Here is a 26,807-nt window from a genome sequence, read left to right as displayed (position 1 = left end):
TCCTGGGTTCCTACCTTATCGTTATACGAGCTGACGGCCTTTGGCGTCGATCGCGTTGGCGACCGCTTCATCAGTGGCTTCGTCGGGCAGCAGCATTTCGTTATGGGCCTTGCCCGATGGGATCATCGGGAAGCAGTTGGCGAGATTGGCGACGCGGCAATCGAAGATGACGGGCTTCTTGACCTCGATCATCTCGGCGATGGCGTCGTCGAGCTCATCCGGCTTGTCGCAGCGCAGGCCGACCGCGCCATAGGCTTCCGCCAACTTGACGAAATCAGGCATCGCCTCGGTATAGGAGTGCGACAGGCGGTTGCCGTGCAGCAGCTGCTGCCACTGGCGCACCATGCCCATGTACTGGTTGTTCATGATGAAGATCTTGATCGGCGCATCATACTGGATCGCCGTCGACATTTCCTGGATGCACATCTGGATCGAGGCGTCGCCGGCAATGTCGATGACGAGACTGCCGGGATGGGCGATCTGGACGCCGAGCGCCGCCGGCAGGCCGTAGCCCATCGTGCCGAGGCCGCCCGAGGTCATCCAGCGGTTCGGCTGTTCGAAGCCGAAGAACTGGGCTGCCCACATCTGATGCTGGCCGACCTCGGTCGTGATGTAGGTGTCGCGGTCCTTGGTATGCGCATAAAGACGCTCCAGCGCATATTGCGGCATGATCACGTCGTTGCTCTTGGTGTAAGCAAAGGAGTTGCGCGCCCGCCAGCGGGCGATATCGCTCCACCAATCGGCGAGACGGTTCTTCTCCGGCCTCTTCGGCAGCGCCCGCCACAGGCGGACCATGTCTTCCAGCACATGGCCGACATCGCCGCGAATACCGATATCGACGCGAACGTTCTTGTTGATCGACGACGGATCGATGTCGATGTGGATCTTCTTCGAATTCGGCGAGAAGGCGTTAAGACGGCCGGTGATGCGGTCGTCGAAGCGGGCGCCGATGCAGACCATGACGTCGCAGTCATGCATCGCCATGTTCGCCTCATAGGAGCCGTGCATGCCGAGCATCTTCAGCCAGTTCTTGCCCGACGCCGGATAGGCGCCGAGGCCCATCAGCGTTGAAGTGATCGGGAAATCGGTGAGCTCGACCAGCTCGCGCAGCAGCTTGGAGGCTTCAGGCCCGGAATTGACGACGCCGCCGCCGGAATAGATGATCGGCCGGCGCGCATTGGCCATCAGCTCGATTGCCGCATGGATCTGGTTGAGATCGCCCTGGATCTTCGGCTGATAGCTCTTCTGGATCGGGTAATCGGCGGGCGGCGTATAGGTGCCGGTCGCAAACTGCACGTCCTTCGGAATATCGACGACGACGGGGCCCGGACGGCCGGACTGGGCGATGCGGAACGCCTCATGAATGATGGCGGCGAGCTCGTTGACGTCCTTGACCAGCCAGTTGTGCTTGGTGCAGGGCCGGGTAATGCCGACCGTGTCGCATTCCTGGAAGGCGTCGGAGCCGATCAGCGAGGTCGGGACCTGGCCGGTCAGGCAGACGAGCGGGATCGAATCCATCAGCGCGTCCTGCAGCGGCGTGACCGCATTGGTGGCGCCGGGACCCGAGGTGACCAGCATGACGCCGACCTTGCCGGTGGAACGGGCGTATCCTTCGGCCGCATGGCCCGCCCCCTGCTCGTGGCGCACGAGGATGTGCTTGACATCGTCCTGCTGGAAGATCTCGTCATAGATCGGCAGAACCGCGCCGCCGGGATAGCCGAAAATATGTTCGACGCCGTTGTCCTTCAGCGCCTTGAGAACGATCTCCGCTCCCGTCATCCGATTGCCTGCCGCCTGATTGTCCGTGCTCATCTGTCTGTTCCGTTTGATGCTGGGATTTGCGTTTGTGGCCGGAAGCCCGAAATTCGGGCACAAAAAAAGGCCCCGGAGGAGCCTGTCATCTAGCGCATGGGTGGCTGTCGCCGGATGGTTACACCATCCTGCCCATGCGCCTTCCCACCACGATAAGAGCCGTTGCGATTTTCATGGCCGGAAGTGATAGACAGAAAATTTCGCAGCGTCAACGCATGCCGCAATAAAAAACTGCCCCGCGCCTTCGCCCCTGAAAGTCGATAGGATGAAGGATTTGTTAAAGGATCAACTTTATTCTTTAACGCTACCGCAGGGAGTAGCCTTTGCTCAACAACGACTTGCGCATGTCTGGCAAGGCAAGCGAGCACGACAGACGCGACGGCGATGCGCCGGGAAATCGCTTTCTCGGCCGCGTCGTTGCATGCAGCGGATCGAGAGCCACGATTGCCGCCGTCGCCGTCGAGGGCAACACCGATCTCACCGAACTCTGGTCCGTCGGCCGGCTGATCTCGATCAGCGTCGGCCGCAACCGGGTCGTCGCCCTCGTCTACTCCATGAACACCGGCAGCCACGCCTGGGGCGAAGGCGAGGACAATACTTTCAAGATCGAGACCGAGCTTCTCGGCGAAGTTCGCGTTGATGAGGACGGACGCGAGGAATTCTCGACCGGCATCTCGCGTTATCCCTATCTCGGCGCCATCGCCCACCGCATCCGCGCCGCCGACCTGATGCGCATCTACGATGCCGGAACGGGCACGACCGCCGTCATCGGCAAGCTGACGCAGGACGAAAGCATCGATGCGGCGATCCACATTCCCTCGATGCTCTCCAAGCATTTTGCCGTCGTTGGCTCGACCGGCGTCGGCAAGTCGACGGCCGTATCGCTGCTGCTGCATAAGGCGATCGTGGCCGATCCGAAGCTGCGGGTGCTGATCCTCGATCCGCACAATGAATTCGCCGCCGCCTTTCCCAAGCACGCGGTTACCATCGATACCGATACGCTCGACCTGCCCTTCTGGCTGATGCGGCTCGAAGAATTCGCCGAAGTCGTCTTTCGCGGCCGCCCGCCGGTGCCCGAAGAGCTCGACATGCTGCGCGACATCATGCCGGAGGCCAAGCGCGCCTTCCGCGGCAGCGACAACTCACTGGTGCGCCGGACAACGGAAAAAAGCTCGATCACCGCCGATACGCCAGTTCCCTATCGCATGGCCGATCTCTTGGCGCTGATCGATGAGCGCATCGGCCGCCTCGAGGGCCGCGCCGAAAAACCCGCCCTGCGGTCGCTGAAGATGCGCCTTATCGCCGCGATCAACGATCCGCGCTATCACTTCATGTTTTCCAACAACACGATCAGCGACACGATCACCGACACCATCGCGCAAATCTTCCGCATCCCCGGAGACAGCAGGCCGATCTGCACCTTCCAGCTTGCCGGCATTCCTTCTGAAGTGGTCAATTCGGTCGCCTCCGTGCTCTGCCGCATGGCCTTCGAGGTGGCACTCTGGAGTGACGGCGCCATCCACATGCTCGTCGTCTGCGAGGAAGCCCACCGCTATATCCCCTCCGATCCCAGCCTCGGCTTCGTGCCGACGCGCCAGGCGATCGCCCGCATCGCCAAGGAAGGCCGAAAATACGGCGTCTCGCTTGGGATCATCACCCAGCGGCCGGGCGAGCTCGACCAGACGATCCTGTCGCAGTGCTCGACGCTGTTTGCCATGCGCCTGGCCAACGACCGCGACCAGGAAATCATCCGCTCGGCCATCCCGAATTCGTCGATCTCGACGACAAGCTTCATCTCGTCGATCGGCAATGGGGAGGCGATCGCCTTCGGCGAAGCGATCAGCGTGCCGATGCGCATGCGCTTCTCTCGCGTCGAGGAAAATCTGTTGCCGAAGGCTGCCAGCGCCAATAGCAAACACAGCGAGGAAGATCCGGATACGGTCGATCTGCGCAAGATCGTCACCCGCATGCGGGCGGTGACGGTCACGCCCGACATTTCGAATTTCCAGCAGAGCTTCGGCGCATCGGCGGCAGGTTCCGACGAGGAGAATGACGCCGACGAGCTTCTCGAGGCCAAACCCTACGCACCGCCTCCACCGGCCTCGCCACCCCCGGCTTCAGCGCCTCTCGAATCCTACCGGCGCGAACTGCTGCCGCAGACGCCGCGGCTGGACCCGGCCACACCTTCATCCGTCGATCCGCGGCTCGATGCGCTGCGCCGCGAGATGCGCCGCGAGGAACCGATCTTTCCGCGACCTGCGCCGCAGGCGGACCAACCGGCCATCACCCGCCGGGAACCCGGCGCGTCGCTGCGCGAAAGCATTTTGAAAAAGCCGCTGAGCAGCCTTTACAACAAGGACTGAGCCTTCCGTCCGCCCTCCAGAGCGATCAGCGGCTCGACGATCTCCAGCACAAGCTGGCGATCTGCTGATTTCAGCGGCAAAAGCGGTCGCGGAAGCTCCGCCCGGGCGAGTGAGAGATGCTCGAGCAGCATATAGACCACGCGGATGCTTCCGAATGCCTTGAAGGTTTGCCATAGCGGCTCGAGCAGCTTATCGAGCCGGCGTGCCTCATCGACGTCGCCGGCCATGGCGGCCTTGGTCAGGCCGAGAGCCGTGCGCGGCAGCAAACCGCCGATGACGCTGTACCAGGCGTCTGCGCCGGAAAGCAGCGCATCGGCCGCGCCCCAATCGCCGCTGTAACCGATCGCGAGATCAGTCTTCTCCCGCAAGGCCGCAAGTTCCACTGGCAAATCGCCGTCAACAGGCAGCGGCATCTTCACCGCCCTGATCGTTTCGATATCGGAGAGGCGCTGCAGAAGCTCCCGGCTGAAGGTGAAATGGGTCGTGCCGGGATTGTTGTAGATGCAGACCGGCAGCTTCGTTGCCTTCGCCACCGCCAGGAAATGCTCATAAGCTTCTTCCTGCGTCAGCGGCGTATAGGAGACCGGCGCCAGCAGAAGAGCATCCGCACCGGCCGCCTCGGCATCCCTGGCAAGACCCACGGCGTGGTCCGTTCTGAGAGCCCCGGCTCCGACGATGAGAGGAATATGGCCGGCGACGCATTCGGCCGCGGCCTTGACGGCGCGCAACCGCTCCTCGCGCGTGAGGTAAGCATAGATCCCGGTGCTGCCGAGAAGCCCGATAGAGGCGACGCCTGCGTCGCACAAGCGTTCCAGAAGGCGGCCGAGGGCTTCGGTGTCGACGCGCCCGGCGATATTCGCGGGCGTTGCCGGAAAGGCCGAAAGGCCGTGAAAGGGAGAAGCCGAAGACATGATGTGATCCTGAAAAGGGTCAGTTTGATAACAGCAGCCGCGATCCGGCGCCCGCGAAGAACACGGCGAGGCCTGCCTCGATCCAGCGGCGCGCCCTGGCATAGCCGCGCACCATCGGCGCTGTCGAGAACAGCAGGGCATAACCGGCGAATATCGATATCCCGAGCAGCACACAGCCACCGAAAGCCGTCATCGCCATCTCGGGCGAAGCGCCCGGTTTGAGGCCGAGCGACATGATCGCGACCCAGGCCAGAACGGCTTTGGGGTTTCCGAGATGCATCAGGATCCCACGGCGGTAGAGCACGCCGAAGTCCGTCGACGGCCGGGCTGGTTCGCCTACCGGCGCATCCGCGGCAGCCGCCGAACGAGCCGCCCTCCAGGCGAGCCAAAGAAGGTAAAGCCCGCCCGCGATCTTGAGGAACAACAGGGCATGAGCATAGCCTACCAGCAGGGTCGAAATGCCGGTGACGGCAATCAGTCCCCAGCATGTCGACATCGTTATCACGCCGGCGGCAAGCGCCAGGGCCGGTCGGCGTCCCTGGCTCATCGCGACATTCATGATCGCCATGTTGCTTGGCCCCGGGCTTCCGGCTGCGATGACATAGGCGATATAGACGACGAGAAGATCCTGCATGTCCGTTTTCCAGAAGTCGCTGAGGCCTTCCTTCTCTTCTAAAATTGGTTCATCATGAAGCGCCATTTTCAAGAATCTTTATGGACCATTCCGCATGTCCAAGCGGCGGGCGACCATCGAAATTCCATCTCTCCACGGGATCGACAGATCGGCCCATGTCGGCCGCCGGCTTGCACAGGCGCTGCGGCACGCCATTGCCTGCGGCGAACTGAGGCCTGGCGAGCGCCTTCCTTCGACGCGCAGCCTTGCCGCCTCTTTGAAGATCGCCCGCGGCACCGTCGTCGAAGCCTTCGACCAGTTGACCGCCGAAGGTTATCTCGAAGCGAGAGTGGGTGCGGGAACCCGTGTTGCCGCCACCCTGACGGACATGGCGTCGGTACTCCCGCCGCCACCGCCCGCGCCGGCGTCGGCAGAGGCGATGGAGCTGCCTGCCCCGGCTGCCCGGCTGATATCGATCGCCCGTGCGCTGACCCCTCACCCGCCCGTTCCCTTCGCCATCGCCGTGCCCGCTTCCGGCATTGCGCCCGACGACAATTGGCGCCGTGTCGGCAATCGAATGCGCGCCTCAAGACGGGCCGCACCCGCGGGCTACCACGATCCGATGGGCGTGCTCGAGCTGCGCATCGCCATCGCTGACCACGTCCGCCGCGCGCGGGCCGTTCATTGCGAACCCGAGCAGGTCATCGTTACGTCAGGCACCCAGCAAGGCCTCTACATGGCTGGCCGGGTTCTTCTGTCGCGTGACGACCCGGTATGGGCCGAGGATCCCGCTTATCCCGGCCTGACGGCGGTGCTCGACGATCTCGGCGTTCGGACGCATCGGATCCCGGTCGACGCACAAGGGATGGATGTGGAGCGCGGCCTCGAACTCTGCCCGGAAGCGCGCGCCGCATTCGTCACGCCTTCACACCAGTATCCGGTCGGCATGCCGCTCAGCATGGCACGGCGCAACGCCCTGATCGCCTGGGCCGACCAGAACCGAGCCTGGATCGTCGAGGACGACTACGACAGCGAACTGCGTTATGCCGGACACCCTTTTCCCTCCATGCAGGGGCTGCGTCCGTCGCGCGTTGTCTACCTCGGCACCTTCAGCAAGGTGCTCTTTCCATCATTGCGCCTCGGTTACGTCATCGCCCCAGCACCACTTGCAGAAGCCTTCGCCGGCGCACGCGCCATTCTCGACCGGCATTCGCCGATATCAGAACAGCACGTTCTGGCCGCCTATATCAGGGAAGGCTATTTCGAGGCGCATATCAGGCGCATTCGGGGTCTTTATGCCGAACGCCGCGCTGTTCTGCTCGCGGCGCTCGAGCGGGTTCTGCCGGAAGGGTGCCATGTTCAGCCGAGCGACCAGGGCATGCACATCCTTCTATGGCTGCCCAAGGAAGCCGACGACGTGCGGCTGGCAGGGCGCGCCCTTTCGGCCGGCCTCGCAGTGCGGGCGATCTCCCCTATGTATGGCGCGCAGCCGGCGCGCCCCGGCTTGATGCTGGGTTTCGGCGGCTTTCCGCAGGAGCAACTACAGGCGGCGGTGGCCGAACTCGCCAAACTGTTGCACCGCAGCTCGTAACCGCACCTGCAGGGCAGGCCCGGACCTGCGCACTATAGGGGCAGCCGCTCCCAGCTCTCGTCCATCTGATTGCGGAACCAGGTCATTTGCCGCTTGGCGTATTGCCGTGTCGTCGCAGCCCCCTTCTCCAGCACCTCCTCGCGCGTCATCTCACCCTTCAGCATCGCCGCGATCTGCGACACCCCGATCGCCTTCATGACAGGCGCCTCGGCCGGCAGGCCGAGGGAAAGCAGCGCCCTCACCTCGTCTTCGGCGCCCTGCTGCAGCATCTTTTCGAAACGGCCGTTGATGCGGGCATGCAGTACCGCCCGATCCGGCAGCACGACAATCTTTCGAGCCTTCTCCGCGTCGATCAGAACTGGTCCGGACCGCCCCTGAAAATCGGCGATCGACCGTCCCGTCGCCTGGATCACCTCCAGCGCCCGGACGATGCGCTGCCCATCCTGGCGGTTAAGGCTTGCCGACACGATAGGGTCAATTGCGGCAAGTTCGCTATAGAGTCTTTCCGGCCCCTCCTCCAGCAGTCGCGTCCTGAGTTTCTCCCGAAGCGCCTCGGGTATCGCGGGCATGTCGGAAAGGCCGCCGGTCAGTGCCTTGAAATAGAGCCCGGTGCCGCCAACGAAGACCGGCAGTTGCCCAGCGGCTTTCAGTGCCGGCAACAACGTCGAGACGTCGCGCAGCCAGGCGCCGGTGGAATAGGCGACCCCTGCCGGCACGTGGCCGTAGAGATGATGCGATACGCCTTGCATCTCCCATTCCGACGGGCGTGCGGTCAGCACCCGCAAGGTGTCGTAGACCTGCATGCTGTCGGCATTGACGACCGCGCCACCACAGCGCTTGGCTAATTCGACGGCGAGCGCGGACTTGCCGCTGGCGGTCGGCCCGGTTATCAGGATCGCGTTCTCTACGCTCAGAAGGTTTTCCATCATGGCCCTCGTTGCCACGCTTGTTGCCAGTCCGTCAAATCCTGTCCTGACCCCTGCTATCGCCGAACAGGCGGCCGAGGCCGTGGAAGCCTCCGGTCTCTACTGGCTGGCCGACGGCGTCGCCTGCGACATCGCGCTGCGTGACGGTACGGATGGGCAGGCGGCCGAGGCCAATATCCTCGCCGTCATCGCTGGCGCGCCGATCGACCTCGTCATCCAGGAGCAGGAGACCCGCCGCAAGAAGCTGCTGATCGCCGACATGGATTCGACGATGATCGGCCAGGAATGCATCGACGAACTCGCTGCCGAAGTCGGCCTGAAGGAGAAGGTCGCCGCCATCACTGCCCGCGCCATGAACGGCGAGATCGCCTTCGAGCCCGCTTTGCGTGAGCGTGTCGCTCTGCTGAAAGGCCTGCCGATCTCAGTCGTCGACGAGGTCATCGCCCGGCGTATCACGCTCACCCCGGGCGGCCCGGAGCTGATCGCGACCATGAGGTCGAAAGGCCATTACACCGCCCTCGTCTCCGGCGGCTTCACCGTCTTTACGGGCCCTATCGCCGCTACGCTCGGCTTCGATGAAAACCGCGCCAACACGCTTCTCGAAGATGGCGGAATCCTCTCCGGATTCGTCGCCGAACCGATCCTCGGCAAGCAGGCGAAAGTGGATGCGCTGAGCGAAATATCGGCACGTCTCGGCATTTCGCCGAAGGAGGCGATCGCCGTCGGCGATGGCGCCAACGATCTCGGCATGCTGCAGCTCGCCGGCTCCGGCGTCGCCCTCCACGCCAAACCCACGGTCGCCGCCCAGGCGCAGATGCGCATCAACCACGCCGACCTGACGGCGCTGCTCTATATCCAGGGCTATCGGAAGACGGATTTTGTGATGGGTTAACGCCGACACGGCACACACTCCCGCCTTCACCCGTGTGCCGTGGCCGCCCCCCTCTGCCCTGCCGGGCATCTCCCCCACAGGTGGGGAGATCGGCTGGGCGCACCGGCTTCCCCAAACAATTAAGGTCCAGCACGGTGAAACGATAGATAGGTAGAAGGCGCAGGCCATATCCGATCTCCCCTTGTGGGGGAGATGCCGGGCAGGGCAGAGGGGGGTGCCACACGGCACACCCTCTCTTCCCTCATTCCTGTACTCGTCACAGGAATGAGGGGGAACAGGAGACCTCGGCGGCTCGTTCATCACCGCCGCAGCCCCCTACTCCATCGGCACTGCCACGAACCGAAGATCGCCGTTTGCCGATGCGATCATCAGCTGAGCGTTGCGGCGGCCTTCCTGTTTCAGCGATTTCACTTTAGCCGCGACCGCGTCCGGTGACTTCATGAATTCCTGCGCCACCTCAACGATCACGTCCCCTGGCTTCAGGCCCTTTTCGGCCGAGGCGGAATCGGGCGCCACCTCGGTCACGACGACGCCGTCGACGCTCTCGGCGATGCCGAAAGCTTTGCGTGTCTCTGGGCTCAACAGCGACAGCGACAATCCGAGCACGTTCTTGGGTGTTGCCGCATCCGGCGATACCTGGCCCTGATTCTGGTCCGGCGCCGGCGCGCCCGGGACGGGCTGCACCTGATCGCCGGTATCCGGCTGGTCCATATCGTCATTCTCGTCGGGATCAGGGGTGATCACGCCGTCGTCCTGCGAGCCATCGGGCGCCGCGCCACCGGATGCCGCCTGATCGCTGTCCTCGAGGCGGCCAAGCTTCACCTTGACAGTCTGCTCCTTGCCGTCGCGCAGCACCACGATATCGACTTCCTTGCCGACCGTGCTTTCCGCCACGACACGCGGCAGATCGCGCATTTCATTGACGGCCTTGCCGTCGAATTTCAAAATCACGTCGCCCGCCTTGATGGAGCCGTCGTCGACGGGGCCGCCCTTGATGACGCCGGCAACCAGCGCGCCCTTGGCTGTATCGAGGCCGAGGCTATCGGCGATATCGTCGGTCACCGGCTGGATGCGCACGCCAAGCCAGCCGCGCCGCGTCTCGCCATATTGGCGCAACTGCTCGACAACGCCGGAAGCCAGTTCGGACGGCACGGAAAAGCCGATGCCGATCGAGCCGCCGCTCGGCGAGATGATCGCCGTGTTGATGCCGATCACCTCGCCCTTCATGTTGAAGAGCGGGCCGCCGGAATTGCCCTTGTTGATCGCCGCATCCGTCTGGATGAAATTGTCGTAGGGACCGGCATTGATGTTGCGGCCACGCCCGGAAATGATGCCGACCGTCACCGAACCGCCGAAGCCGAACGGATTGCCGATCGCCATGACCCAATCGCCGATGCGCATCTCGCTGGAATCGCCGAATTTGACCGCTTTCAGCGGCGCTTTCGGCTCGACCTTCAGCACCGAAAGGTCGGTCTTCGTATCCGTGCCGATCAGCTTCGCCTTGAGCTTCGAGCCATTGGCGAAATTGACCTCGATGTCGTCGGCACCCTCGATCACGTGATTGTTGGTGACGATATAACCGGTCGGGTCGATGACGAAGCCGGAGCCGAGCGAGCTGACATTGTGGTTGGGGCCTTTGCCGCCCTGCTGCTTGTTGAAGAAGTCGTTGAAGAATTCCTGGAATGGCGATCCGTCGGGGGCGCGCGGCGCCGGGCCGACGCCCTCGTCGTCCTTCACATTCTGCGAGGTCGAGATGTTGACCACCGCGTCGAGCAGCCCTTCGGCGAGATCGGCGACGGAAGCCGGACCGTTGTTCGGCACGACGCCCTGAATGGGTGGGACCTGCTGCGGTGCCGCGGGGGCAGCCGGAATAGGCGCGGCAACCCCGGGTGCTGCTGTTTCAGGCGTTGTTTGCGCAAACGCAATCCCGCTCACGCCGGCTTGCGCCAGAATTGCAGCGCCGGCCATAAGCGCGAGCGTTCGTCTGAAGGGCGAGCCAATCGTGGGGGCCATCAAGCTTCCTCATAAGCGGTAAATGCGCACATTGAGCACCAGCATAAGGCGGAATGATGGAGGGCGAAATCACCTTTTCGCGAAATCCCCGTGCAATCGGACACCTCCTCGCCAAAGCCCGATTGTCTCAATCAGCGCATGAAAAAAGGGCCGGCGCGGGCCGACCCTTCCAATTGTGCGACAGCGCCCGCGGTGTCAGTTCGCCGCGGGGGCTGCGGGCGCAGCCGTGCCGGGAACGGCCGCAGCCGGCGCACCTGGATTTGTCTGCGGCTGCAGAGCGCCGGCGGCGTTGTCGAAATAACGGAAGAATTCCGAATTGGGCGACAGCACCAGCGTCGTATCCTGTGAGGAAAGCGCCGAGGAATAGGCCGCCATCGAACGATAAAACTCGAAGAAGGCGGGGTTCCTGGAAAAGGCGTCGGCGAACACGCGGTTGCGTTCGGCATCGCCCTGACCGCGCAGGATTTCCGCATCGCGCTGGGCATCCGCGGTGATCTCGACCACCTGGCGATCGGCGATCGCCCGGCGGCGCAGGCCGTCTTCCGTGCCCTGGGCGCGCAAGAGTTCGGCCTCGGCCAGACGCTCGGAGCGCATGCGGTTATAGGTGTTCGGCGCCACATCGGCCGTCAGATCGGTGCGGCGGATGCGTACGTCCTCGATGTTCAGTCCGAGAAGCTCGGCATCCGGACGCAGATCGTCACGCACCTCGAGCATCATCGACACGCGCTCGTCGGAAAGTGCGGCATCGAATTCCCGCAGACCGTAGACGCGGCGCAATGCCGAATCAAGGCGGGTGCGCAGCCGGGCTTCGGCCGCATCGCGATCACCGGAGACCGTTTCGCGGAAGCGGCGGGCATCGTTGATCGAATAGATCACGAAAGCGTCGACGTCGAAGGTCGCACCGCCCTTGACCTGCACCTGGATGTTGTCGAGGTCGAGACGCAGCTTCTGCTTTTCGACGAGCTGAACGCGGTCCGCGTCCATGAAGCTGAACGGCAGCTTGAAATAGATGCCGGGCTCGGTCTTGACCGACTGGATCTCACCGAAGCGTACGACAATCGCCTGTTCACGGGCATTGACCACGTAAACCGATGAATAAAGCCCGACCAGCACGACTGCGAGGATGACGAGAATGACGGGAAGCCTGTTCGAAGTCATGGCTCAACCTCCCTGCTGCGACGGTCTGGAGATCTCGTTGAGCGGCAGATAGGGTACGACCCCCTGCTTCTCATCGATGATGACCTTTTTGGAATTCTTCAGCACCTGTTCCATCGTTTCCAGGAACAGCCGCTTGCGGGTGACGTCGGGCGCCTTCGAATATTGTTCGTCGATGGCTATGAAGCGCTGCGCCTCGCCCTCCGCTTCCTTGACGACGCGGTCCTTGTAAGCGGCTGCATCTTCGCGGATGCGAGCACCATCACCGCGTGCCTGACCGAGCTTCTGGTTGGCGTACTGATTGGCTTCTTCCACCAGGCGCTGCTTGTCCTGGTCGGCGCGCTGCACTTCCTGGAAGGCATCGGCCACTTCACGCGGCGGCGCCACGTCCTCGATCGTCACCTTATTAACCGAAATGCCTGAATTGTAACGCGACATCGTATCCTGGATGATATTGGCGACTTCGCTGGCGATCTCCAGGCGCCGGTCGCGGAACGCATCCTGCGCCGGACGGCGACCGACCACTTCGCGCATCGCGCTTTCGGAAACCTGCTGCAACGTCTGCGCCGGGCTTTCGACGTTGAAGAGATAGGCGCGCGCATCGCTGATCTGGTAGAGCACGTTGAAGCGAACGTTGAGGATATTCTGGTCGCCCGACAGCATCAGCCCACCGGCCGTATTGCTGCTGCCCTGCGTGCCGCCGACATTCAGCAGCTGCTCGGTGACCTTGACGATCTCGACAGTATCCATCGGCCAGAAATGGAAATGCAGACCAGGCATCGACACCGTTTCCCGCGGCTTGCCGAAGCGCAGCTCGACGCCGCGTTCGTCCGGCTGGACGGTGTAGACGCACTGGATCAGCCAGAAGACGGCGACGATCGCCAAAACGATCACCGCCACGCCGCCGTTGAAACCGCCGGGAACGATGTTGCGCAGCTGATCCTGGCCGCGCCGGATAATATCTTCCAGATCGGGCGGTCCGCCCTTGCCGCCGCTGCCGCGTGGTCGGTTCGGCCCCTGACCCCATGGCCCCTGATTGTTACCGCCGCCGCCCCAAGGGCCGCCGCCGCCATTCTGATTGCTCCAGGGCATCAAAACCTCGTTGTTCGTTAAAGTCTTCCCCGCATCCTGGACCGTGGGGGCTAACCGGCGGATGCGTTGGTGACCGTTATAGGTATCACCGCACCGGCTTTCAACGCAGCGTGAGAAACTTGGTCAATTTAATTGGAAAATAGTTCGTTCCTAGCCACGGCGGCGGTCATAGACGACGTAGCGGGTGGGATAGCTGTCCCTTTCGCCGGCCGGCACCGCGATCGTCTCTCCCACCTGCCAGAGATCGGGATTGATCTCGGGAAACGACGCATCGCCATCGAGATCGGCCTCGACATGGGTGATGCACAGCCGGTCGGCAAGATTGATCGCCTGCGCGTAGATCTGGCCGCCGCCGATGATGCAGATCTCGTCGGCGGCCGTTTCGAGCGCCAGCCTTTCAGCCGCGTCTATCGCCTCGGGCAGCGAATGCGCCATACTGATAGCGGGATGGTCGATCGCCGCTTGCCGCGAGATGACGACGTTCGGCCGTCCCGGCAGCGGCTTGCCGATTGAATCGTAGGTCTTGCGGCCCATCACGACAGGTTTGCCCAATGTCAGCGCCTTGAAGCGCTTGAGGTCGCTCGACAGCCGCCACGGCATGTCGCCCTCGCGGCCGATGGTGCCGTTGCGGGCAACGGCGGCGATGATGGTCCTGCGGATATCGGCCATGAACTGTCCCGGATCAGACGGCGATCGGCGCCTTGATGCTGGCATCGGCCTCGTAGCCGATCAGCTCGAAATCATCGAAGGTGAAGCCGAAAATGTCTTTCACGTCGGGATTGATGCGCATGAAGGGCAGTGGCTTCGGCCGGCGCGTCAACTGCAGCTTCGCCTGGTCGAAATGGTTGTGGTAGAGATGGGCGTCGCCGAGCGTGTGGACGAAATCGCCGGGTTTGAGCCCCGTCACCGCAGCCACCATCATCGTCAAAAGCGCATAGGAGGCGATATTGAACGGCACACCGAGGAAGATGTCGGCGGAGCGCTGGTAGAGCTGACAGGAGAGCCTGCCGTCGGCGACATAGAATTGGAACAGACAATGGCAGGGCGGCAGCGCCATATTGTCCACTTCGGCCGGATTCCAGGCCGAGACGATGTGGCGGCGCGAATTCGGATTGTTGAGGATGCCTTTAACGAGATTGGCGATCTGGTCGATATGGCCGCCATCCGGTGCCGGCCAGGAGCGCCATTGGGCGCCATAGACCGGCCCGAGGTCGCCGTTCTTATCGGCCCACTCATCCCAGATCGAGACGCCGTTCTCCCTGAGATAGCGGATATTCGTTTCGCCCTTCAGGAACCACAAAAGCTCGTGGATGATCGAGCGCAGATGCAGCTTCTTCGTCGTGAGGACGGGAAATCCTTCTTCGAGGTCGAAGCGCATCTGGTAGCCGAAGACCGAGCGGGTGCCGGTGCCGGTGCGGTCGCCCCGGTCGGAGCCCTTTTCCATCACGTGCTTCAGGAGATCGAGATATTGCTGCATGTCGCGCTGATTCCGTTTTCTCCAATTTAAGCCTTCGCCTTCAGGAAACCAATCGCCGGCAGGCATTTTTCCGTGCTTTCTGCTGCCGGAAATAAAGCTTTTGTGACGATTACCCTTTCCTTGGGCGAAGGAAATCACTATATCAGCCTTGCCGGCTTTCGGGCCGGCTATGGCAATAAATGAGCGGTGTAATAAACCTATTGGACCCGGGGGCGGTACCCGGCGCCTCCACCAAAAACCGGCGGCAAAGGAAGGCCGGCTTTTGATGGGGGCGAAACAGGATCGACAAGGGTGTAAAGATCGACTTTTTGCTCGGCATTGTACCGCCGTTATCGGGCTAAAATTGTAGTTGCAAACGACAACTATGCGGAAGCTCGTCTCGCTGCTTAATCGCGGTGTGACACTTCAATCAAAGTCCTAGTGGTTCGCACCTCTAGGCGGGGTCCGAAGGCACCTGGCAACAGAAGCCTTCACCTTCTCCCTGCTGACGAAATCATGTATGCTGCGAAAAAACGTGACTCGGCTCCGGTCTTTCCCAAGGCGCCCGGACGTGGCATATAACCTTGTGAAAAGACTTCCGAACCGACGAAAGACAGGAAAAGCATGGGGCAGGATCATATCCGCTACGACATTCTGGCGCAGGATGCACTTCGCGGCGTCATCCGCAAGGTTTTGGCGGAAGTCGCAACGACGGGCCGTCTGCCCGGCGACCATCACTTCTTCATCACCTTCCTGACGGGTGCGGCCGGTGTGCGCATTTCCCAGCACCTGAAGTCGAAATATCCAGAGCAGATGACCATCGTCATCCAGCACCAGTTCTGGGACCTGAAGATCACCGAGACGCATTTCGAAATTGGCCTTTCCTTCTCCGACGTTCCGGAAAAGCTGGTCATTCCGTTCAATGCCATCCGCGGTTTCTACGATCCCTCCGTCAACTTCGAGCTCGAATTCGACGTGCCGCTCGCTGACGGCGAGGAGCTGCCGTCCGGCGAGATTACCGCCTATCCGGTCGATGCCGCAGGAAAGACTGACGAAACCGCCGGCGCAAAACCGGCCGACGGCGAAGAGAAGAAACCCGGTTCCGTCGTCTCGCTCGATTCCTTCCGCAAGAAGCAGTGATTTCAAAGGGAGGCCCAGCCTCCTTTTTTCTTAAGGGATTTCAGCCACCGCATGAGCGCCGAAATCATCAATCTGCGCCAGTTCCGCAAGAAGCAGGCCCGCTCCGAGAAAGAAAAACAGGCCGAGCAGAACCGCGTTTCCTTCGGGCGCACCAAGGCCGAAAAGCAGCTCACCCGCAGCCTGAACGAGAAGGCCGACAAGGCGCACCGCGACGGCCGGATCGAGACGGATGACGACGGCGCATGAGGCTTCACGCAAAGCTTGAAAAGCCGAAAACGAATCTGCGATCAGCCACTTGCCCGATTTGCTTGAATCGACCTTCGAAGCCGATTGCGATGTGAACGTCCTTCATGATCCGGAAGCACTCGGCAACACTGCATGGCCATCGCACCAGTTTTTCGCTGGAAGATGAATTCTGGGCCGAACTGAAGACGATCGCGGCAGGCCGCTCGATGTCGCTGGCCGCCCTCATTTCCGAGATCGACGACCACCGCCAGCCAGACAGCAACCTGTCCTCGGCGCTGCGGCTCCATGTGCTTTCCTGGGCGAAGGCCGGCGGTGGCCGCCAGCCGTGACGCAGATATAAAGGCGATTTCGCCGACACGATGACCTGCAGCGCCTCAGGTCAATCAGACGCGCCGTCATTGCGCCTGAACGTCCGGCAGCTGATCGAAATTGAGCGGACCGGGCTGCGCCTGCCCGCTCCGCCGCGCCGCTTCCGCAGCCGCTCTCGCCTGCGCATCGGCCTTGTCCCTGGCTTCTGCCGCGCGCGCGGCCTCGGCCTCGGCGGCCGCCTTCTGCGCCGCCGCTGCCTGTGCCAGTGCGCGCAGCCGCTCTTCCTCCGCATGCCGTTGCTGCTCGATCTCGGCGGCCCTGACGCGCTCGGCGTCATTGAACCGATAGAGCGCGGCCTCGCGACGCAGCCGCTGCTTTTCGAGCACGATTGCCTGCAGCCGTTCGACGCGCCGCCGTTCGCGTTCGAAGGCGCGCAGCGACAGGTAGCTGGTGATATCGGTCACATCCATCGTCTTGCCGGGGGACGGCAACAGGCCGGAAAAATTCAGCCTGAGCGCCGGCTCGGCGCCGGGAAGCGTTTCGGTACCGGGATTGAGGCCGATACCGACCGTCGCGCTGATCCGCTCTTCCGGCAGCGCAATCTGCGCATCAGCGGTGACGCGGGCCAAATCGTTGGCGACGGTGACATTCTGCACCCTCAGCGTCCCGTCGGTAATATTGAAAGGAATGCCGAGCGGCGGCAGCTTCGCTTCGCCGTTGCTGAGCAGCGTCTCGACGATCGGGTGCACCTTGCCGGCATTGATCTGTTCCTGCATCGTGTCGGTCGCGGCAAGCAGCGGCGGAAGAATGGCAAGGTTCAGCCCGCGTATGCTGGTGTCGCCGAGCCGCAGTTCACCCGAACCGTTAAGCGAGCTGGCGATTTCGCTGACGGTCTTGCCCGAGGCCTCCATCGACAGCGACAGGCCGAACTTACCATTGGCGATCGGCGCACCGTCACGCAGCCAGACGACGCCGGCAAGATCGGAATCGGCAAGCGCAAGCTTCGTCTGCAGGAAGCCGGTGCCGTCGGCATTGGTAAAAAGCAGGTTGCCGGAGAGCTTGCCACCGTCCCAGTTGCCGGCCATGTCGTTGAGCTGAAGTTCGTCGCCCTTATAGGCGACGTTGCTGGTAAAATCGGATACCGCCGTTTCCGGCAGGCCGGGCCAGAACTCTTTGGCCGAAAGTTTCAGCTTAACGTCGAGATCCTTGAAGACGGGCAAGCCCAGCGGGGCCTTCGTCAGCGCACCGTTGGCGGGATCGACGATCTGGCCGAACACGGCCTCGCCAAGCCAGCCGGCATCGACTTTGGAGAGCGTCAGCGCGCCGCTCGCCGTCGTCTTCGCGGCCTTCCGATCGAAGTCCAGTGCCCCTGAAAATGCGTTGTCGGCCGCATGCCCCTTGATATCGGACAAGGCGATCTTGTCGCTGTCGACGGCGGCATTGACCTGCAGGCTGAACGGCAACCCCGTTCCGGTCTGCGGCAGGGCGATGCCGTTCATGATGAGATAGGGGTCGATATCAGCGCTATCGAGCGAAAGCGCGATCTGACCATTCATGAAACTCTCCGGCCGGACATCGACCTTGCCGTTAGCGGTAAACGAAGTCCGGTCGGTGGCGAAGGTCAGCGCCGCATCGGCAGGATCATTGCCCGATGCCTTCACCTTAAGCGTCAGGCGGCCGTTGGCGCCGACATCGACCGGCAGCGGGTCGAGCCCGGCCTGGCCGAAGAGGATGGATGGCACGGCGTTTTCGAGCGTCGCCTCGAGGCTCGTGCTGCCGTTGCCGGTCAGTGCCAGCAGATCGGACATGCGATAGTCGAGATTGACGCGGCTGCCGTTCGCGACACCGGCCAGTGTCACCGTCAGCGCATTGCCTTCCTCGCCACCGAGCGTCAGCGCGCCGCGCAATGCCGTATTGCCGTACCAGCCGGCATTGCGCACAAGCCGGTCGAGCACTGGGTGGTGCGGCAGATGCTCGCGCAGCATGGTGAAGAAGCCGCCGGGATCGGCCGACTTGAAGGTGATCTCACCCGTACCCTTGTAGTCGAGCAGCGAGCCTTCCGCCCGGCCCGTCGCCGTCAGCTCGGCGCCGGCGAGATTCTTGACCGACAACCGGTCGACCGCAAGCGCCCCGTCGGCGATCGTGAAGGTGGTTTCGACATTCTCGGCTTCGACACCGAAGGCGGTGAACTTGTCGGCCTTCAGCTGGGCGGCGATCTTGTGATCGAGGACATTGTCGCCGCTGTCCTGGCCTGTCGCGAGGCCGGCCAGCGCCTGTAGCGCGTCAAGATCGAGCGTGTCGCCGTTCAGCGCCACCGACAGGGTCGGCGTCTGACCGGAGATCGCCTGTCGCTCAAGTCTGCCCTTCAGCGTCGCCGACCCGACGGCGATTTCGAGGTTTTCGAACCGCTGCAATTCATGAGTGAGGCTGACATTGGCGGAAAAACCCGCCTGCCGCAATTGCCGGATGGCCGGATCGACTGAGCCCGCCAGCCAGGAGGCAAGCCCCGTGGGCTGGCTTGAGGCCAACACGATCTGGCCGTTGAACGAGGGCTCACCCTGAAGCAGGAGCTTGCCCTTGCCCTCCACCAGTGTGCGCCCCGGCAGCGTGCCGATGGCCCTGTCGATCATCCAGCCGGTGCCGGCCGGCTGCAGCTCCAGTTGCACGTCGCGCAGCGTCGTGTCGCCGGCGACGATCGCCGGCAGCTTGACGCTCGCCTTGCCCGGCACTTGCGGGATCGGCACCTGCGCGACGATATCGATCAGCGAATTCAATCGCTGGCGCGCCGAAACCGCGGGATCCCGCGTTGTCTTGCCGGCCGCGCCTTCATTGCCGATGCGGTTGACGTCGATTTGCTGACCGTCGGCCGTCAGCAGGAATTCCGGCGCGTTGCCGGTGTCGAGCGTCGCCTCGCCTGTTATGACATAGGGATCGTCCGTCGGGCCGATCTCCATCCGGTATTCGGGAATACGGATGCGTTCATTGGTGAGTTCGAAGCGGCCCTTGACCCGCGGCGGCTGCTCGTTCTTGTTGGCCGATTTGGCGCTGTTGCGGTTTTCGATCGCCGCTGAAAGCTGGCCCTGGTAATTCGGCTTGCGATCGACGAGCTTCAGCTCGCCGTCAAGATCGATGCTGACCGGGAGCTTATCAGGGGAAAGCTTCGTGCGCATGCGCAGCACGCCCTTCTCGTCCGGCTGGCTGCTCGAGATCGAGAAATTCCCGTGTTCGCCGTCGAGCGCCGCATCGCCCTCGATGCGCCAGGGGCCGGCGAGCGACTTGGCGGACATCTCTGCATTCAGGCCGGTGATGCGGCGGCCCCGGCCCGACTGGTCATCGATGAATTCCACCTCGCCGCCGCTGACATGCACATTTTCGAGGACGACCGTTTTCGCCGGTATTTCGGCGCGGCTGCCGCGCATCCAGTCGAGGGTGCCGTCTTTGAGCAATCTGAGGCGCACCTTCGGATTGACGACGCGCATGTCGAAGATCAGCGCCTCGCCCGACAGGAAAGGCGCAAGCTCCGCATCCATGGAAAACTGTTCGACCTTGACGATCGGCGTGCCGTCGGCTTCCTGGCCGACACGCACGTCATGCAGCGTGACCGACGGAAACGGCAACAGGCGGGCATCGACCGTGCCGTGGACGGTGACTTTTTTGCCGATGATGCGGCTTGCCTGATCCTCGAAGTTCTTGCGGAAATCCGTCCAGTCGATGAACAGCGGCGCAAGCAGCGCCACAAACAGCGCTACGACGATCACTCCCCCCAGAAAGACGAGGAACCGGCCTACCAATGCAAGGATTCTCCATTCGGGATTCTGTTGCCGACACTAGCGCTATTCATGCCGGGGGCAAGGCCCAAGTTCATGGGAATATTCCGTTTTCAGCCGTGATGGAAAATCTTGCCGGGATTGAAGATGCCGTCCGGATCGAGCGCCTTCTTCACCTGTCGCATCAGATCCACCGTCCCTCCCAGCTCCTGCTCCAGAAAGGCCATCTTTCCCTGCCCGATTCCATGTTCGCCGGTGCATGTCCCGTCCATGTCGAGTGCCCGGCGGTTGAGCCGCTCAACAAAGCCTTCGGCCCTGGCTATGTCTCCGGCGCTTTTGTCGTCGAACAGCAGCAGCACATGGAAGTTCCCGTCGCCGGCATGACCGACGATCGGGCCGAGCAGCCCGTGTTCCTCGATATCCGCCTGCGTTTCGGAAACGCAATCGGCAAGCCGCGATATCGGAACACAAACATCCGTCGAAAGTGCGGCAAGCCCTGGAGCCAGAGCCCTGGCCGACCAATAGGCATCGTGGCGCGCCTTCCAGAGTTTGGTCCGCTCCTCGGCATTGGCGGTCCAGAGGAATTCGCCGCCACCGCATTCGGTGGCGATCTCTCCAAAGGCTGCCGATTGCAGCGGCACCGTTTCGTCAGTGCCGTGGAATTCGAGGAACAGCGTCGGGCTCTCGGCATAGGAAAGCCCGGAATAGGCGTTGCACGCCCGCATCTGCACCGCATCGAGCAACTCGATGCGAGCCACCGGAATGCCCATCTGGATCGTCATGATAACGGCGTCGCAGGCCGCCTTGATACTTGGAAAGGCGCAGACGCCGCCGGCTATTTTCTGCGGGATCGCTTGCAGGCGCAGCGTCACCGAGGTCAGGATACCGAGCGTGCCTTCGGCGCCGACGAAAAGCCGCGTCAGGTCGTAGCCGGCCGAGGACTTGCGGGCACGCCGGGCCGTACGGATTTCCTCGCCGGTGGCGGTGACCGCCGTGACGGCGAGCACATTGTCCTTCATCGTCCCGTAACGTACGGCATTGGTGCCCGACGCCCGTGTCGACGCCATGCCGCCGATCGAAGCATTGGCACCGGGATCGATCGGGAAGAAGAGGCCGGTATCGCGCAGGTGGATATTCAGGGCCTCGCGGGTGATACCGGGCTCGACCGTGCAGTCGAGATCCTCGGGATTGACCTCGAGCACGCGGTTCATGCGGCTGAAATCGATCGAAATACCGCCATTGGCGGCATTGACCTGTCCCTCCAGCGAAGAGCCGGTGCCGAAGCCGATCACCGGCACCTTGTGGGCCGCGAGACCCTGACCGCCATCTTCACATCCTCGACGCTCTCTGCAAAGAGCACACCGTCTGGCAGCTGCGACGGGATATAGGTGGTCGTGTGGGCATGCTGCTCACGGAGGGATTGGCCAGTCTGGAAGCGCTCGCCGAAGCTTTGCCTGAGAATGTCGAGCACAGCGGCAATGCCCGCCTCGTTGCGTGTGCCGGCCTTTGCGTCCTTCAGCGCCATCCCTTTGATCTCCCTGCCATGCCGCGTAGACGAGATCGCATCCCGCAGACTCCAGCGCTTCCCGCCCGCTCGGACGCACAAGGACGCTGTAGAACTTTAAAATTGCTGCATAATTTCATCTTACATCGATTCCGATCTAAGGAGATATGCAGCAGGCTGGGTATGGGGCAAGTCAAAGCGGCTGTCCAGCTAAGAATGGGAGAAGATTTCATTCCCCTTTTGTCATAGGACGGTCCGCTTTGTCCGACACCTCAGACGATCGGCGGATTGAGCCGGGCGAAGCCCTCCTGCCGTCGATACGGGAAATAGGGATAGGGCGCCGTCGCGGCGCTGACTGCGTCGAGCCTTTCGATGTGCTCCTTCGACAGGCTCCAGCCGACGGCACCGAGGTTCTGCCTGAGTTGCTCTTCGTTGCGGGCGCCGATGATGACGCTCGACACCGTCGGCCGGCCGAGCAGCCAGTTGATGGCGATCTGCGGCACCGTCTTGCCCGTCTCCGTTGCGACGGCGTCCAGCACCTCGACGATGTCGTAGAGCTTCTCGTCGTCGACAGGCGGGCCGTATTGCGCCGTCTCGTGCAGGCGGCTTGCCGCGGGCAGCGGTTCACCGCGGCGGACCTTGCCGGTCAGCCGCCCCCAGGCGAGCGGGCTCCAGACGAGAGCGCCAACACCCTGGTCGGCTCCGAGCGGCATCAGCTCCCATTCGTAATCCCGTCCCGCCAGCGAATAATAGACCTGATGGGCGACATAACGCGGATGGCCGTGGCGCTCGGCGGTCGCGAGCGACTTCATCAGTTCCCAGCCGGCAAAATTGGAAACGCCGATATAGCGGATCTTGCCGGAGGCGATGAGCCCGTCGAGTGTCGACAGCACCTCCTCGACCGGTGTTGAGGCGTCGAAAGCGTGAAGCTGCAGAAGGTCGATATAGTCGGTCCCAAGCCGGCGCAGCGCCTGCTCGGTCGCGCGGATCAGCCGCGCCCGCGACGTTCCCCAGTCCTGCGGTCCCTCGCCCGTCGGCAACGCCATCTTCGTCGAGATCAGCACGGCATCGCGCCGGCCGCGGATCGCCTGGCCGAGCACTTCTTCGGAGGCGCCGGCCGAATAAACGTCCGCCGTGTCGAAAAGATTGACGCCGGCTTCGAGACAGATGTCGACGAGCCGTCGCGCCTCCCCGGCATTGGTATTGCCCCATGCGCCAAACAGCGGCCCACTGCCACCGAAAGTGCCGGCGCCAAAACTCAAGACCGGCACCCTCAGGCCGGATGCGCCGAGATTTCTAGATTCCATGGCTCTGTCTCCTGTGTTTCTCCAGAGATAGACCCGGGCCGTGTGGTGATATAGATTGACCTTCAGCAAAGTATTTGTGATTTGAATTCATCATGGGCCGCCAGGATATTAACCGCTCCGGCGAGATGGAAGTCTTCGTCAGCGTCATCGAGCGCGGCGGCTTCTCCGCGGCCGCCACGGTGCGGTGCATGACGCCGTCCGCCGTCAGCAAGCTCGTCGCCCGGTTGGAGGCGCGTCTCGGCGTTCGCCTCGTCAACCGCTCCACCCGCAGACTGCAACTGACACCGGAGGGCTGCGCCTTCTACGAGCGCAGCATCGCCATCCTTGCCGATATCGCCGAGGCCGAACGCCAGGCCTCATCCGGCGAGGACGCGGCAGGCCGCATCCGCATCAACACCAGCGGCTCCTTCGGCAATCATGTGCTGGCGCCGCTCGTGCCTGCCTTCATGGCGCTTCATCCCTATGTGACGCTGGATATTGCCCACACCGACAAGGTGATCGACCTGATGGAGGAGCGCGCCGACGTCGCGATCCGCGCCGGGCCGTTGAAGAGTTCCAGCCTGATCGCCCGCAAACTCGGCGCCACCGGCAAGATCATCGTCGCCTCACCTGATTACCTCGGCCGTCATGGCGAACCGCACACGGTCGCCGATCTCCGTCGCCATTGCCGCATCGGCTTTTCCTATGCCCGCGCCATCGAGGGCTGGCCGATGCGGGAAAGCGGCGAGACGGTGACGATCCCGATCACTCCGGGCATTCAGGTCGCAGACGGCGAAGCCATGCGGCATCTCGCTCTGTCGGGTGCCGGCCTTGCCCGACTGGCCGCCTTCACCGTGCGCGCCGATATCGAGGCCGGTCGCCTGGTGCCGGTGCTCGAAGAGGCGAATCCCGGTGATCTGGAGGAGTTCTACGCCGTCTATATCGGCCAGGGTGGACCACTGCCGGCGCGCGTCCGCGCCTTGCTCGATTTTCTCGCCGGCCATGTGCGGCTCTGAGGCATCGAACAACGTCCTTATGAAAACAGCGACTTAAGCCGGCCACTTGAATCAAACTCGCACCTGAGATGGCCGACAAGCCCGATTTCGCAATTGACCGCGCTCACGGTCCCCGCCTATACCGAAGCCGCCGACCGGCCTTGCAGCCGGCCTCTCTTCGTCGTGCCGGAGCTTCTTCGACCTTCAGCCTCCGGGCTTGGCACCGGCCAGGAAAGACATGGGGAATCATGCCGATCAGCCACGCACGCCGCCTCCTGCGTGATGCCGGCCTGCCCAAATGGGCGCTGCTGCTCTCGCTCTCGACCGCCTTCACCGTCTTCCTCGAACTCTTTGCCTTGCCCGCCTCGCTGCTGATCGGACCGATGGTGGCCGCCATCGCGCTGGCGCTGACCGTCGGCAAGGGAAAGCTTCGCGTCCCGCTCTGGCCGCTGCAACTCGGCCAGGTGCTCGTTGGCCTGATGATGGCGCGTACCATCACCCCCGACATTCTCGGCACCATGGCGAAGGATGCGCCGCTCTTCCTGCTGTTCATCTTCTCCGTCATCGCCATCGCCACCGGCCTCGGTTGGCTCCTGACGCGCTGGCAAGTCCTGCCCGGAACGACTGCTGTCTGGGGCTCCTCGCCGGGCGGCGCCTCGGCGATGGTCATCATGTCGGAAGCCTATGGCGCCGATGCCCGGCTCGTCGCCTTCATGCAGTATCTGCGTGTCGTCTTCGTCGCCGTGGGCGCCTCGGTGATTTCACGCCTGTGGGTGGCAGCCGACGGCGCCGAGCCGCCGCCGCTCATCCTCTTTCCCGAAGTCGACTGGCCTGCCCTTGCAGCGACGATGGCCTTTGCCGCCCTCTGCGCCTACAGCGTGCGGCGCCTGCGCATCCAAGGCGGGATGATCATCGTGCCGCTCTTTCTCGGCGCCTTCCTGCAAGGCGTCGGCGTCTTGAAGATCGAGCTGCCAATGTGGCTGCTCGCCATCGCCTATGCGCTCGTCGGCTGGAGCATCGGCTTGCGCTTCACCCGCTCGATCCTCTCGCATGTGGCGCGCGCCCTGCCGCGAGTGTCGGCTTGCATCGTGCTGCTGATGGCGCTTTGCGGCGGCATGGCAGCCGCCCTTCACGTCTTCGCCGGAATCGACCCGCTGACCGCCTATCTCGCCACCAGCCCCGGCGGCGCCGATTCCGTCGCCATCATCGCCGCCTCCAGCGATGTCGACGTGCCCTTCGTGATGGCGATGCAAACCGGCCGTTTCCTTGTCATCCTGCTGATCGGCCCGATGCTCGCCCGTTTCATCGCCCGCCGCTCCGGTCTTGCGGAAAGTCCCGTATGAAGAGGCCTCAACACATAAACCTGTGCCTAGCTGCCGGAATTGCGCGCCAGCGCCGCCCACTGCCCGGGCGTCATGCCGTAGGCCTTCTTGAAGTGGCGGTTGAGATGGCTTTGGTCGGCAAAGCCGGTCGCCGCCGCCGTATCCGAAATGCCCTCACCCGCGCCGATCATGGCGCGGGCCTGCTGCAGCCGGCGCATCAGGAGGTAGCGATGCGGGCTCGTGGCGAATGCCGCTCGGAAGTGCCGCGACAGCGCAAAACGATCGAGCCCGGTGACCGCTTCCAATTCGCCGGAATGAACCGGCCGCGTGGCATGCGCTTCAAGATAATCGCGCGCCGCCCGTGTCTGCCGCCAGGCGATCGCTCCGAGCGGCCGGCGCGGCAAGCGCGCGTGCCGCGACAAGCCGCCCGTCACCCGCGACACGAAATCATCGACGAAGAGCTCGTCCAGTTCGCGGTCGAGTTCGCCGAGCGCGGCAAGCAGCACGCCTGCCAGCGCCGGATCGCTGATGACCGGTTCATCGACGAACGGCAGGCCAAGGCCTTCCGCCTCCAGGCATTCGAGCAGCAGCGCCGGCTCCAAATAAAGCATACGGTATTGCAGCCCGTCCTCAGTTCCCGCCCCGCCGTCGTGTTCCTCGTCGGGGTGCAGCACGATCACCTGTCCCGGCAGGCTGAACCGCCGCTCTCCGCGATAACGAAAGGTCTGCACGCCTTTCACGGTGACGCCGAGTGCATAGGTGTCGTGGCGGTGCGGCTCGAAGGCATTGCCGGAGAATTGCGCGCCGATGCGCTCGATGCCGGGAAAGGCGGGCCCGGTCAGAATGCCGTTGCCGGATGGCCCGGTGCACAAACGTTCAAGACCTTCGAAGACCTGCGGATGTAGATCCTGGCTCAATGCCCTCGATACTCCTATTCCATGCAGAGGTGAAAGACTGTCTGATGTTTGATACCAAAATCGCCGTCGTCCTGCGAAACAATCTTGCCGCCTGGCAGAAGCTGAATGTCACCGCCTTCCTGATGACCGGCGTTGCCGGCGGGCATCCCGAGATCATCGGCGAGCCCTACCGCGACCGTGCCGGCAACATCTACAACCCCTTGTCGATCCAGCCGATCATCGTGCTTTCCGCCGACGAGGCGACGATGTCGACAATCCACCGCCGCGCGCTGGAACGGGATGTCACCGCCTCGCTCTTTATCGAGGAGATGTTCGCGACCGGTCACGACGCCGCCAATCGCGCCGTCTTCGCCGAATATGCGCCCGACGATGCCAAGGTCGTCGGCATCGCGCTGCGCGCCGAAAAGAAGATCGTTGATAAGGTCACCAAGGGCGCGACGATGCAACATTGAACACATGTCAGCGGGCCTGGACAAGATACGAACAAAGCAACGACG

Annotated in this window: 21 protein-coding genes, 1 other RNA gene and 1 pseudogene; 10 read left to right on the top strand and 13 right to left on the bottom strand. The window is 63.0% G+C overall.

The window, feature by feature from the left end:
* Positions 1–21: 21 nt before the first annotated feature.
* Positions 22–1,812 (bottom strand): acetolactate synthase 3 large subunit, encoded by a 1,791-nt coding sequence (locus PYR71_RS10905; RefSeq protein ID WP_275619343.1) that lies wholly within the window; start codon positions 1,810–1,812, stop codon positions 22–24.
* A gap of 323 nt (positions 1,813–2,135) precedes the next feature.
* Here PYR71_RS10905 and PYR71_RS10900 point away from each other — a divergent pair, with 323 nt between their 5' ends.
* Positions 2,136–4,175 carry an ATP-binding protein gene (locus PYR71_RS10900; RefSeq protein WP_183912792.1) on the top strand — a complete coding sequence of 680 codons (2,040 nt, stop codon included), beginning with the start codon at positions 2,136–2,138 and terminating at the stop codon, positions 4,173–4,175.
* On the opposite strand, the gene PYR71_RS10895 is transcribed toward PYR71_RS10900, so the two are convergent.
* The gene (locus PYR71_RS10895) at positions 4,160–5,086 is read right to left on the bottom strand and encodes a dihydrodipicolinate synthase family protein (protein WP_275619342.1); all 927 of its coding nucleotides are present in this window, start codon (positions 5,084–5,086) and stop codon (positions 4,160–4,162) included. The two genes, PYR71_RS10900 and PYR71_RS10895, sit on opposite strands and share 16 nt — an antisense overlap.
* Before the next feature lie 19 nt (positions 5,087–5,105).
* Positions 5,106–5,720, bottom strand: coding sequence for a LysE family translocator (locus PYR71_RS10890; RefSeq protein ID WP_275619341.1), 615 nt, complete (start codon positions 5,718–5,720; stop codon positions 5,106–5,108).
* 94 nt (positions 5,721–5,814) lie between these two features.
* Between PYR71_RS10890 and pdxR the strand changes: the two genes are divergently transcribed.
* Positions 5,815–7,290, top strand: coding sequence for a MocR-like pyridoxine biosynthesis transcription factor PdxR (gene pdxR, locus PYR71_RS10885; protein ID WP_275619340.1), 1,476 nt, complete (start codon positions 5,815–5,817; stop codon positions 7,288–7,290).
* 32 nt (positions 7,291–7,322) lie between these two features.
* On the opposite strand, the gene miaA is transcribed toward pdxR, so the two are convergent.
* The gene (gene miaA, locus PYR71_RS10880; RefSeq protein WP_275619339.1) at positions 7,323–8,219 is read right to left on the bottom strand and encodes a tRNA (adenosine(37)-N6)-dimethylallyltransferase MiaA; all 897 of its coding nucleotides are present in this window, start codon (positions 8,217–8,219) and stop codon (positions 7,323–7,325) included.
* Between miaA and serB the strand changes: the two genes are divergently transcribed.
* Positions 8,218–9,108: a phosphoserine phosphatase SerB gene (gene serB, locus PYR71_RS10875; protein ID WP_275619338.1), complete on the top strand. Its 891-nt coding sequence runs from the start codon at positions 8,218–8,220 to the stop codon at positions 9,106–9,108. The two genes, miaA and serB, sit on opposite strands and share 2 nt — an antisense overlap.
* Before the next feature lie 315 nt (positions 9,109–9,423).
* Here serB and PYR71_RS10870 read toward each other — a convergent pair whose 3' ends face one another.
* The 5 genes from PYR71_RS10870 to PYR71_RS10850 form a co-directional block, all read right to left on the bottom strand.
* Entirely contained in the window at positions 9,424–11,121 is a 1,698-nt protein-coding gene (locus tag PYR71_RS10870) for a Do family serine endopeptidase (protein ID WP_275619337.1), read from the bottom strand.
* A 195-nt stretch (positions 11,122–11,316) separates the two neighbouring features.
* Positions 11,317–12,279: a protease modulator HflC gene (hflC, locus tag PYR71_RS10865; protein WP_275619336.1), complete on the bottom strand. Its 963-nt coding sequence runs from the start codon at positions 12,277–12,279 to the stop codon at positions 11,317–11,319.
* A gap of 3 nt (positions 12,280–12,282) precedes the next feature.
* Positions 12,283–13,368, bottom strand: a complete 1,086-nt coding sequence (hflK, locus tag PYR71_RS10860) for an FtsH protease activity modulator HflK (protein WP_183912779.1) — start codon at positions 13,366–13,368, stop codon at positions 12,283–12,285.
* A 150-nt stretch (positions 13,369–13,518) separates the two neighbouring features.
* Entirely contained in the window at positions 13,519–14,037 is a 519-nt protein-coding gene (locus PYR71_RS10855; protein WP_275619335.1) for a dihydrofolate reductase, read from the bottom strand.
* A 13-nt stretch (positions 14,038–14,050) separates the two neighbouring features.
* Positions 14,051–14,845 (bottom strand): thymidylate synthase, encoded by a 795-nt coding sequence (locus PYR71_RS10850; RefSeq protein WP_183912775.1) that lies wholly within the window; start codon positions 14,843–14,845, stop codon positions 14,051–14,053.
* Positions 14,846–14,956: 111 nt separating this feature from the next.
* On the opposite strand from PYR71_RS10850, the gene ssrA reads away from it, so the two are divergent.
* The 4 genes from ssrA (at position 14,957) to PYR71_RS10830 (ending at position 16,539) form a co-directional block, all read left to right on the top strand.
* Positions 14,957–15,320: a transfer-messenger RNA gene (gene ssrA, locus PYR71_RS10845) on the top strand.
* Positions 15,321–15,448: 128 nt separating this feature from the next.
* The gene (locus PYR71_RS10840) at positions 15,449–15,964 is read left to right on the top strand and encodes an SspB family protein (protein WP_183912773.1); all 516 of its coding nucleotides are present in this window, start codon (positions 15,449–15,451) and stop codon (positions 15,962–15,964) included.
* A 51-nt stretch (positions 15,965–16,015) separates the two neighbouring features.
* Positions 16,016–16,210, top strand: a complete 195-nt coding sequence (locus PYR71_RS10835; RefSeq protein ID WP_183837131.1) for a DUF4169 family protein — start codon at positions 16,016–16,018, stop codon at positions 16,208–16,210.
* Between the two features lie 104 nt (positions 16,211–16,314).
* The gene (locus PYR71_RS10830; RefSeq protein ID WP_064682680.1) at positions 16,315–16,539 is read left to right on the top strand and encodes a ribbon-helix-helix domain-containing protein; all 225 of its coding nucleotides are present in this window, start codon (positions 16,315–16,317) and stop codon (positions 16,537–16,539) included.
* Between the two features lie 66 nt (positions 16,540–16,605).
* Here the strand turns inward: PYR71_RS10830 and PYR71_RS10825 are convergent, their stop codons facing one another.
* From PYR71_RS10825 to PYR71_RS10815, 3 genes and pseudogenes are all read right to left on the bottom strand, one after another.
* Positions 16,606–20,310, bottom strand: coding sequence for an AsmA family protein (locus tag PYR71_RS10825; protein WP_275619334.1), 3,705 nt, complete (start codon positions 20,308–20,310; stop codon positions 16,606–16,608).
* Positions 20,311–20,399: 89 nt separating this feature from the next.
* Positions 20,400–21,811 (bottom strand): annotated as a pseudogene (locus tag PYR71_RS10820) (FAD-binding oxidoreductase).
* A 251-nt stretch (positions 21,812–22,062) separates the two neighbouring features.
* Positions 22,063–23,097 carry an aldo/keto reductase gene (locus tag PYR71_RS10815; protein ID WP_275619333.1) on the bottom strand — a complete coding sequence of 345 codons (1,035 nt, stop codon included), beginning with the start codon at positions 23,095–23,097 and terminating at the stop codon, positions 22,063–22,065.
* Between the two features lie 92 nt (positions 23,098–23,189).
* Between PYR71_RS10815 and PYR71_RS10810 the strand changes: the two genes are divergently transcribed.
* Both PYR71_RS10810 and PYR71_RS10805 read left to right on the top strand, forming a co-directional pair.
* Positions 23,190–24,092, top strand: a complete 903-nt coding sequence (locus PYR71_RS10810) for a LysR family transcriptional regulator (RefSeq protein WP_275619332.1) — start codon at positions 23,190–23,192, stop codon at positions 24,090–24,092.
* A gap of 227 nt (positions 24,093–24,319) precedes the next feature.
* On the top strand, positions 24,320–25,414 hold the full coding sequence (locus tag PYR71_RS10805) for an AbrB family transcriptional regulator (RefSeq protein ID WP_275619331.1): 1,095 nt from the start codon (positions 24,320–24,322) through the stop codon (positions 25,412–25,414).
* Between the two features lie 26 nt (positions 25,415–25,440).
* Here the strand turns inward: PYR71_RS10805 and PYR71_RS10800 are convergent, their stop codons facing one another.
* Positions 25,441–26,310 carry an AraC family transcriptional regulator gene (locus PYR71_RS10800; RefSeq protein WP_275619330.1) on the bottom strand — a complete coding sequence of 290 codons (870 nt, stop codon included), beginning with the start codon at positions 26,308–26,310 and terminating at the stop codon, positions 25,441–25,443.
* Positions 26,311–26,354: 44 nt separating this feature from the next.
* On the opposite strand from PYR71_RS10800, the gene PYR71_RS10795 reads away from it, so the two are divergent.
* Complete coding sequence (locus tag PYR71_RS10795) at positions 26,355–26,762, top strand: DUF2000 family protein (RefSeq protein ID WP_275619329.1); 408 nt, start codon at positions 26,355–26,357, stop codon at positions 26,760–26,762.
* The last annotated feature ends 45 nt before the right edge of the window (positions 26,763–26,807 follow it).

The sequence above is a fragment of the Rhizobium mulingense genome (assembly GCF_029194105.1).
Classification (GTDB): domain Bacteria; phylum Pseudomonadota; class Alphaproteobacteria; order Rhizobiales; family Rhizobiaceae; genus Rhizobium; species Rhizobium mulingense.
This window is presented reverse-complemented; position numbering and strand designations above follow the sequence as displayed.

Coding starts and splice junctions, on each gene's coding strand:
- PYR71_RS10905 (WP_275619343.1), bottom strand. CDS start 1,812: ATGAGCACGGACAATCAGGCGGCAGGCAATCGGATGACGGGAGCGGAG.
- PYR71_RS10895 (WP_275619342.1), bottom strand. CDS start 5,086: ATGTCTTCGGCTTCTCCCTTTCACGGCCTTTCGGCCTTTCCGGCAACG.
- PYR71_RS10890 (WP_275619341.1), bottom strand. CDS start 5,720: ATGCAGGATCTTCTCGTCGTCTATATCGCCTATGTCATCGCAGCCGGA.
- pdxR (WP_275619340.1), top strand. CDS start 5,815: ATGTCCAAGCGGCGGGCGACCATCGAAATTCCATCTCTCCACGGGATC.
- serB (WP_275619338.1), top strand. CDS start 8,218: ATGGCCCTCGTTGCCACGCTTGTTGCCAGTCCGTCAAATCCTGTCCTG.
- miaA (WP_275619339.1), bottom strand. CDS start 8,219: ATGATGGAAAACCTTCTGAGCGTAGAGAACGCGATCCTGATAACCGGG.
- PYR71_RS10870 (WP_275619337.1), bottom strand. CDS start 11,121: ATGGCCCCCACGATTGGCTCGCCCTTCAGACGAACGCTCGCGCTTATG.
- hflC (WP_275619336.1), bottom strand. CDS start 12,279: ATGACTTCGAACAGGCTTCCCGTCATTCTCGTCATCCTCGCAGTCGTG.
- hflK (WP_183912779.1), bottom strand. CDS start 13,368: ATGCCCTGGAGCAATCAGAATGGCGGCGGCGGCCCTTGGGGCGGCGGC.
- PYR71_RS10855 (WP_275619335.1), bottom strand. CDS start 14,037: ATGGCCGATATCCGCAGGACCATCATCGCCGCCGTTGCCCGCAACGGC.
- PYR71_RS10850 (WP_183912775.1), bottom strand. CDS start 14,845: ATGCAGCAATATCTCGATCTCCTGAAGCACGTGATGGAAAAGGGCTCC.
- PYR71_RS10840 (WP_183912773.1), top strand. CDS start 15,449: ATGGGGCAGGATCATATCCGCTACGACATTCTGGCGCAGGATGCACTT.
- PYR71_RS10835 (WP_183837131.1), top strand. CDS start 16,016: ATGAGCGCCGAAATCATCAATCTGCGCCAGTTCCGCAAGAAGCAGGCC.
- PYR71_RS10830 (WP_064682680.1), top strand. CDS start 16,315: ATGATCCGGAAGCACTCGGCAACACTGCATGGCCATCGCACCAGTTTT.
- PYR71_RS10815 (WP_275619333.1), bottom strand. CDS start 23,097: ATGGAATCTAGAAATCTCGGCGCATCCGGCCTGAGGGTGCCGGTCTTG.
- PYR71_RS10810 (WP_275619332.1), top strand. CDS start 23,190: ATGGGCCGCCAGGATATTAACCGCTCCGGCGAGATGGAAGTCTTCGTC.
- PYR71_RS10805 (WP_275619331.1), top strand. CDS start 24,320: ATGCCGATCAGCCACGCACGCCGCCTCCTGCGTGATGCCGGCCTGCCC.
- PYR71_RS10795 (WP_275619329.1), top strand. CDS start 26,355: ATGTTTGATACCAAAATCGCCGTCGTCCTGCGAAACAATCTTGCCGCC.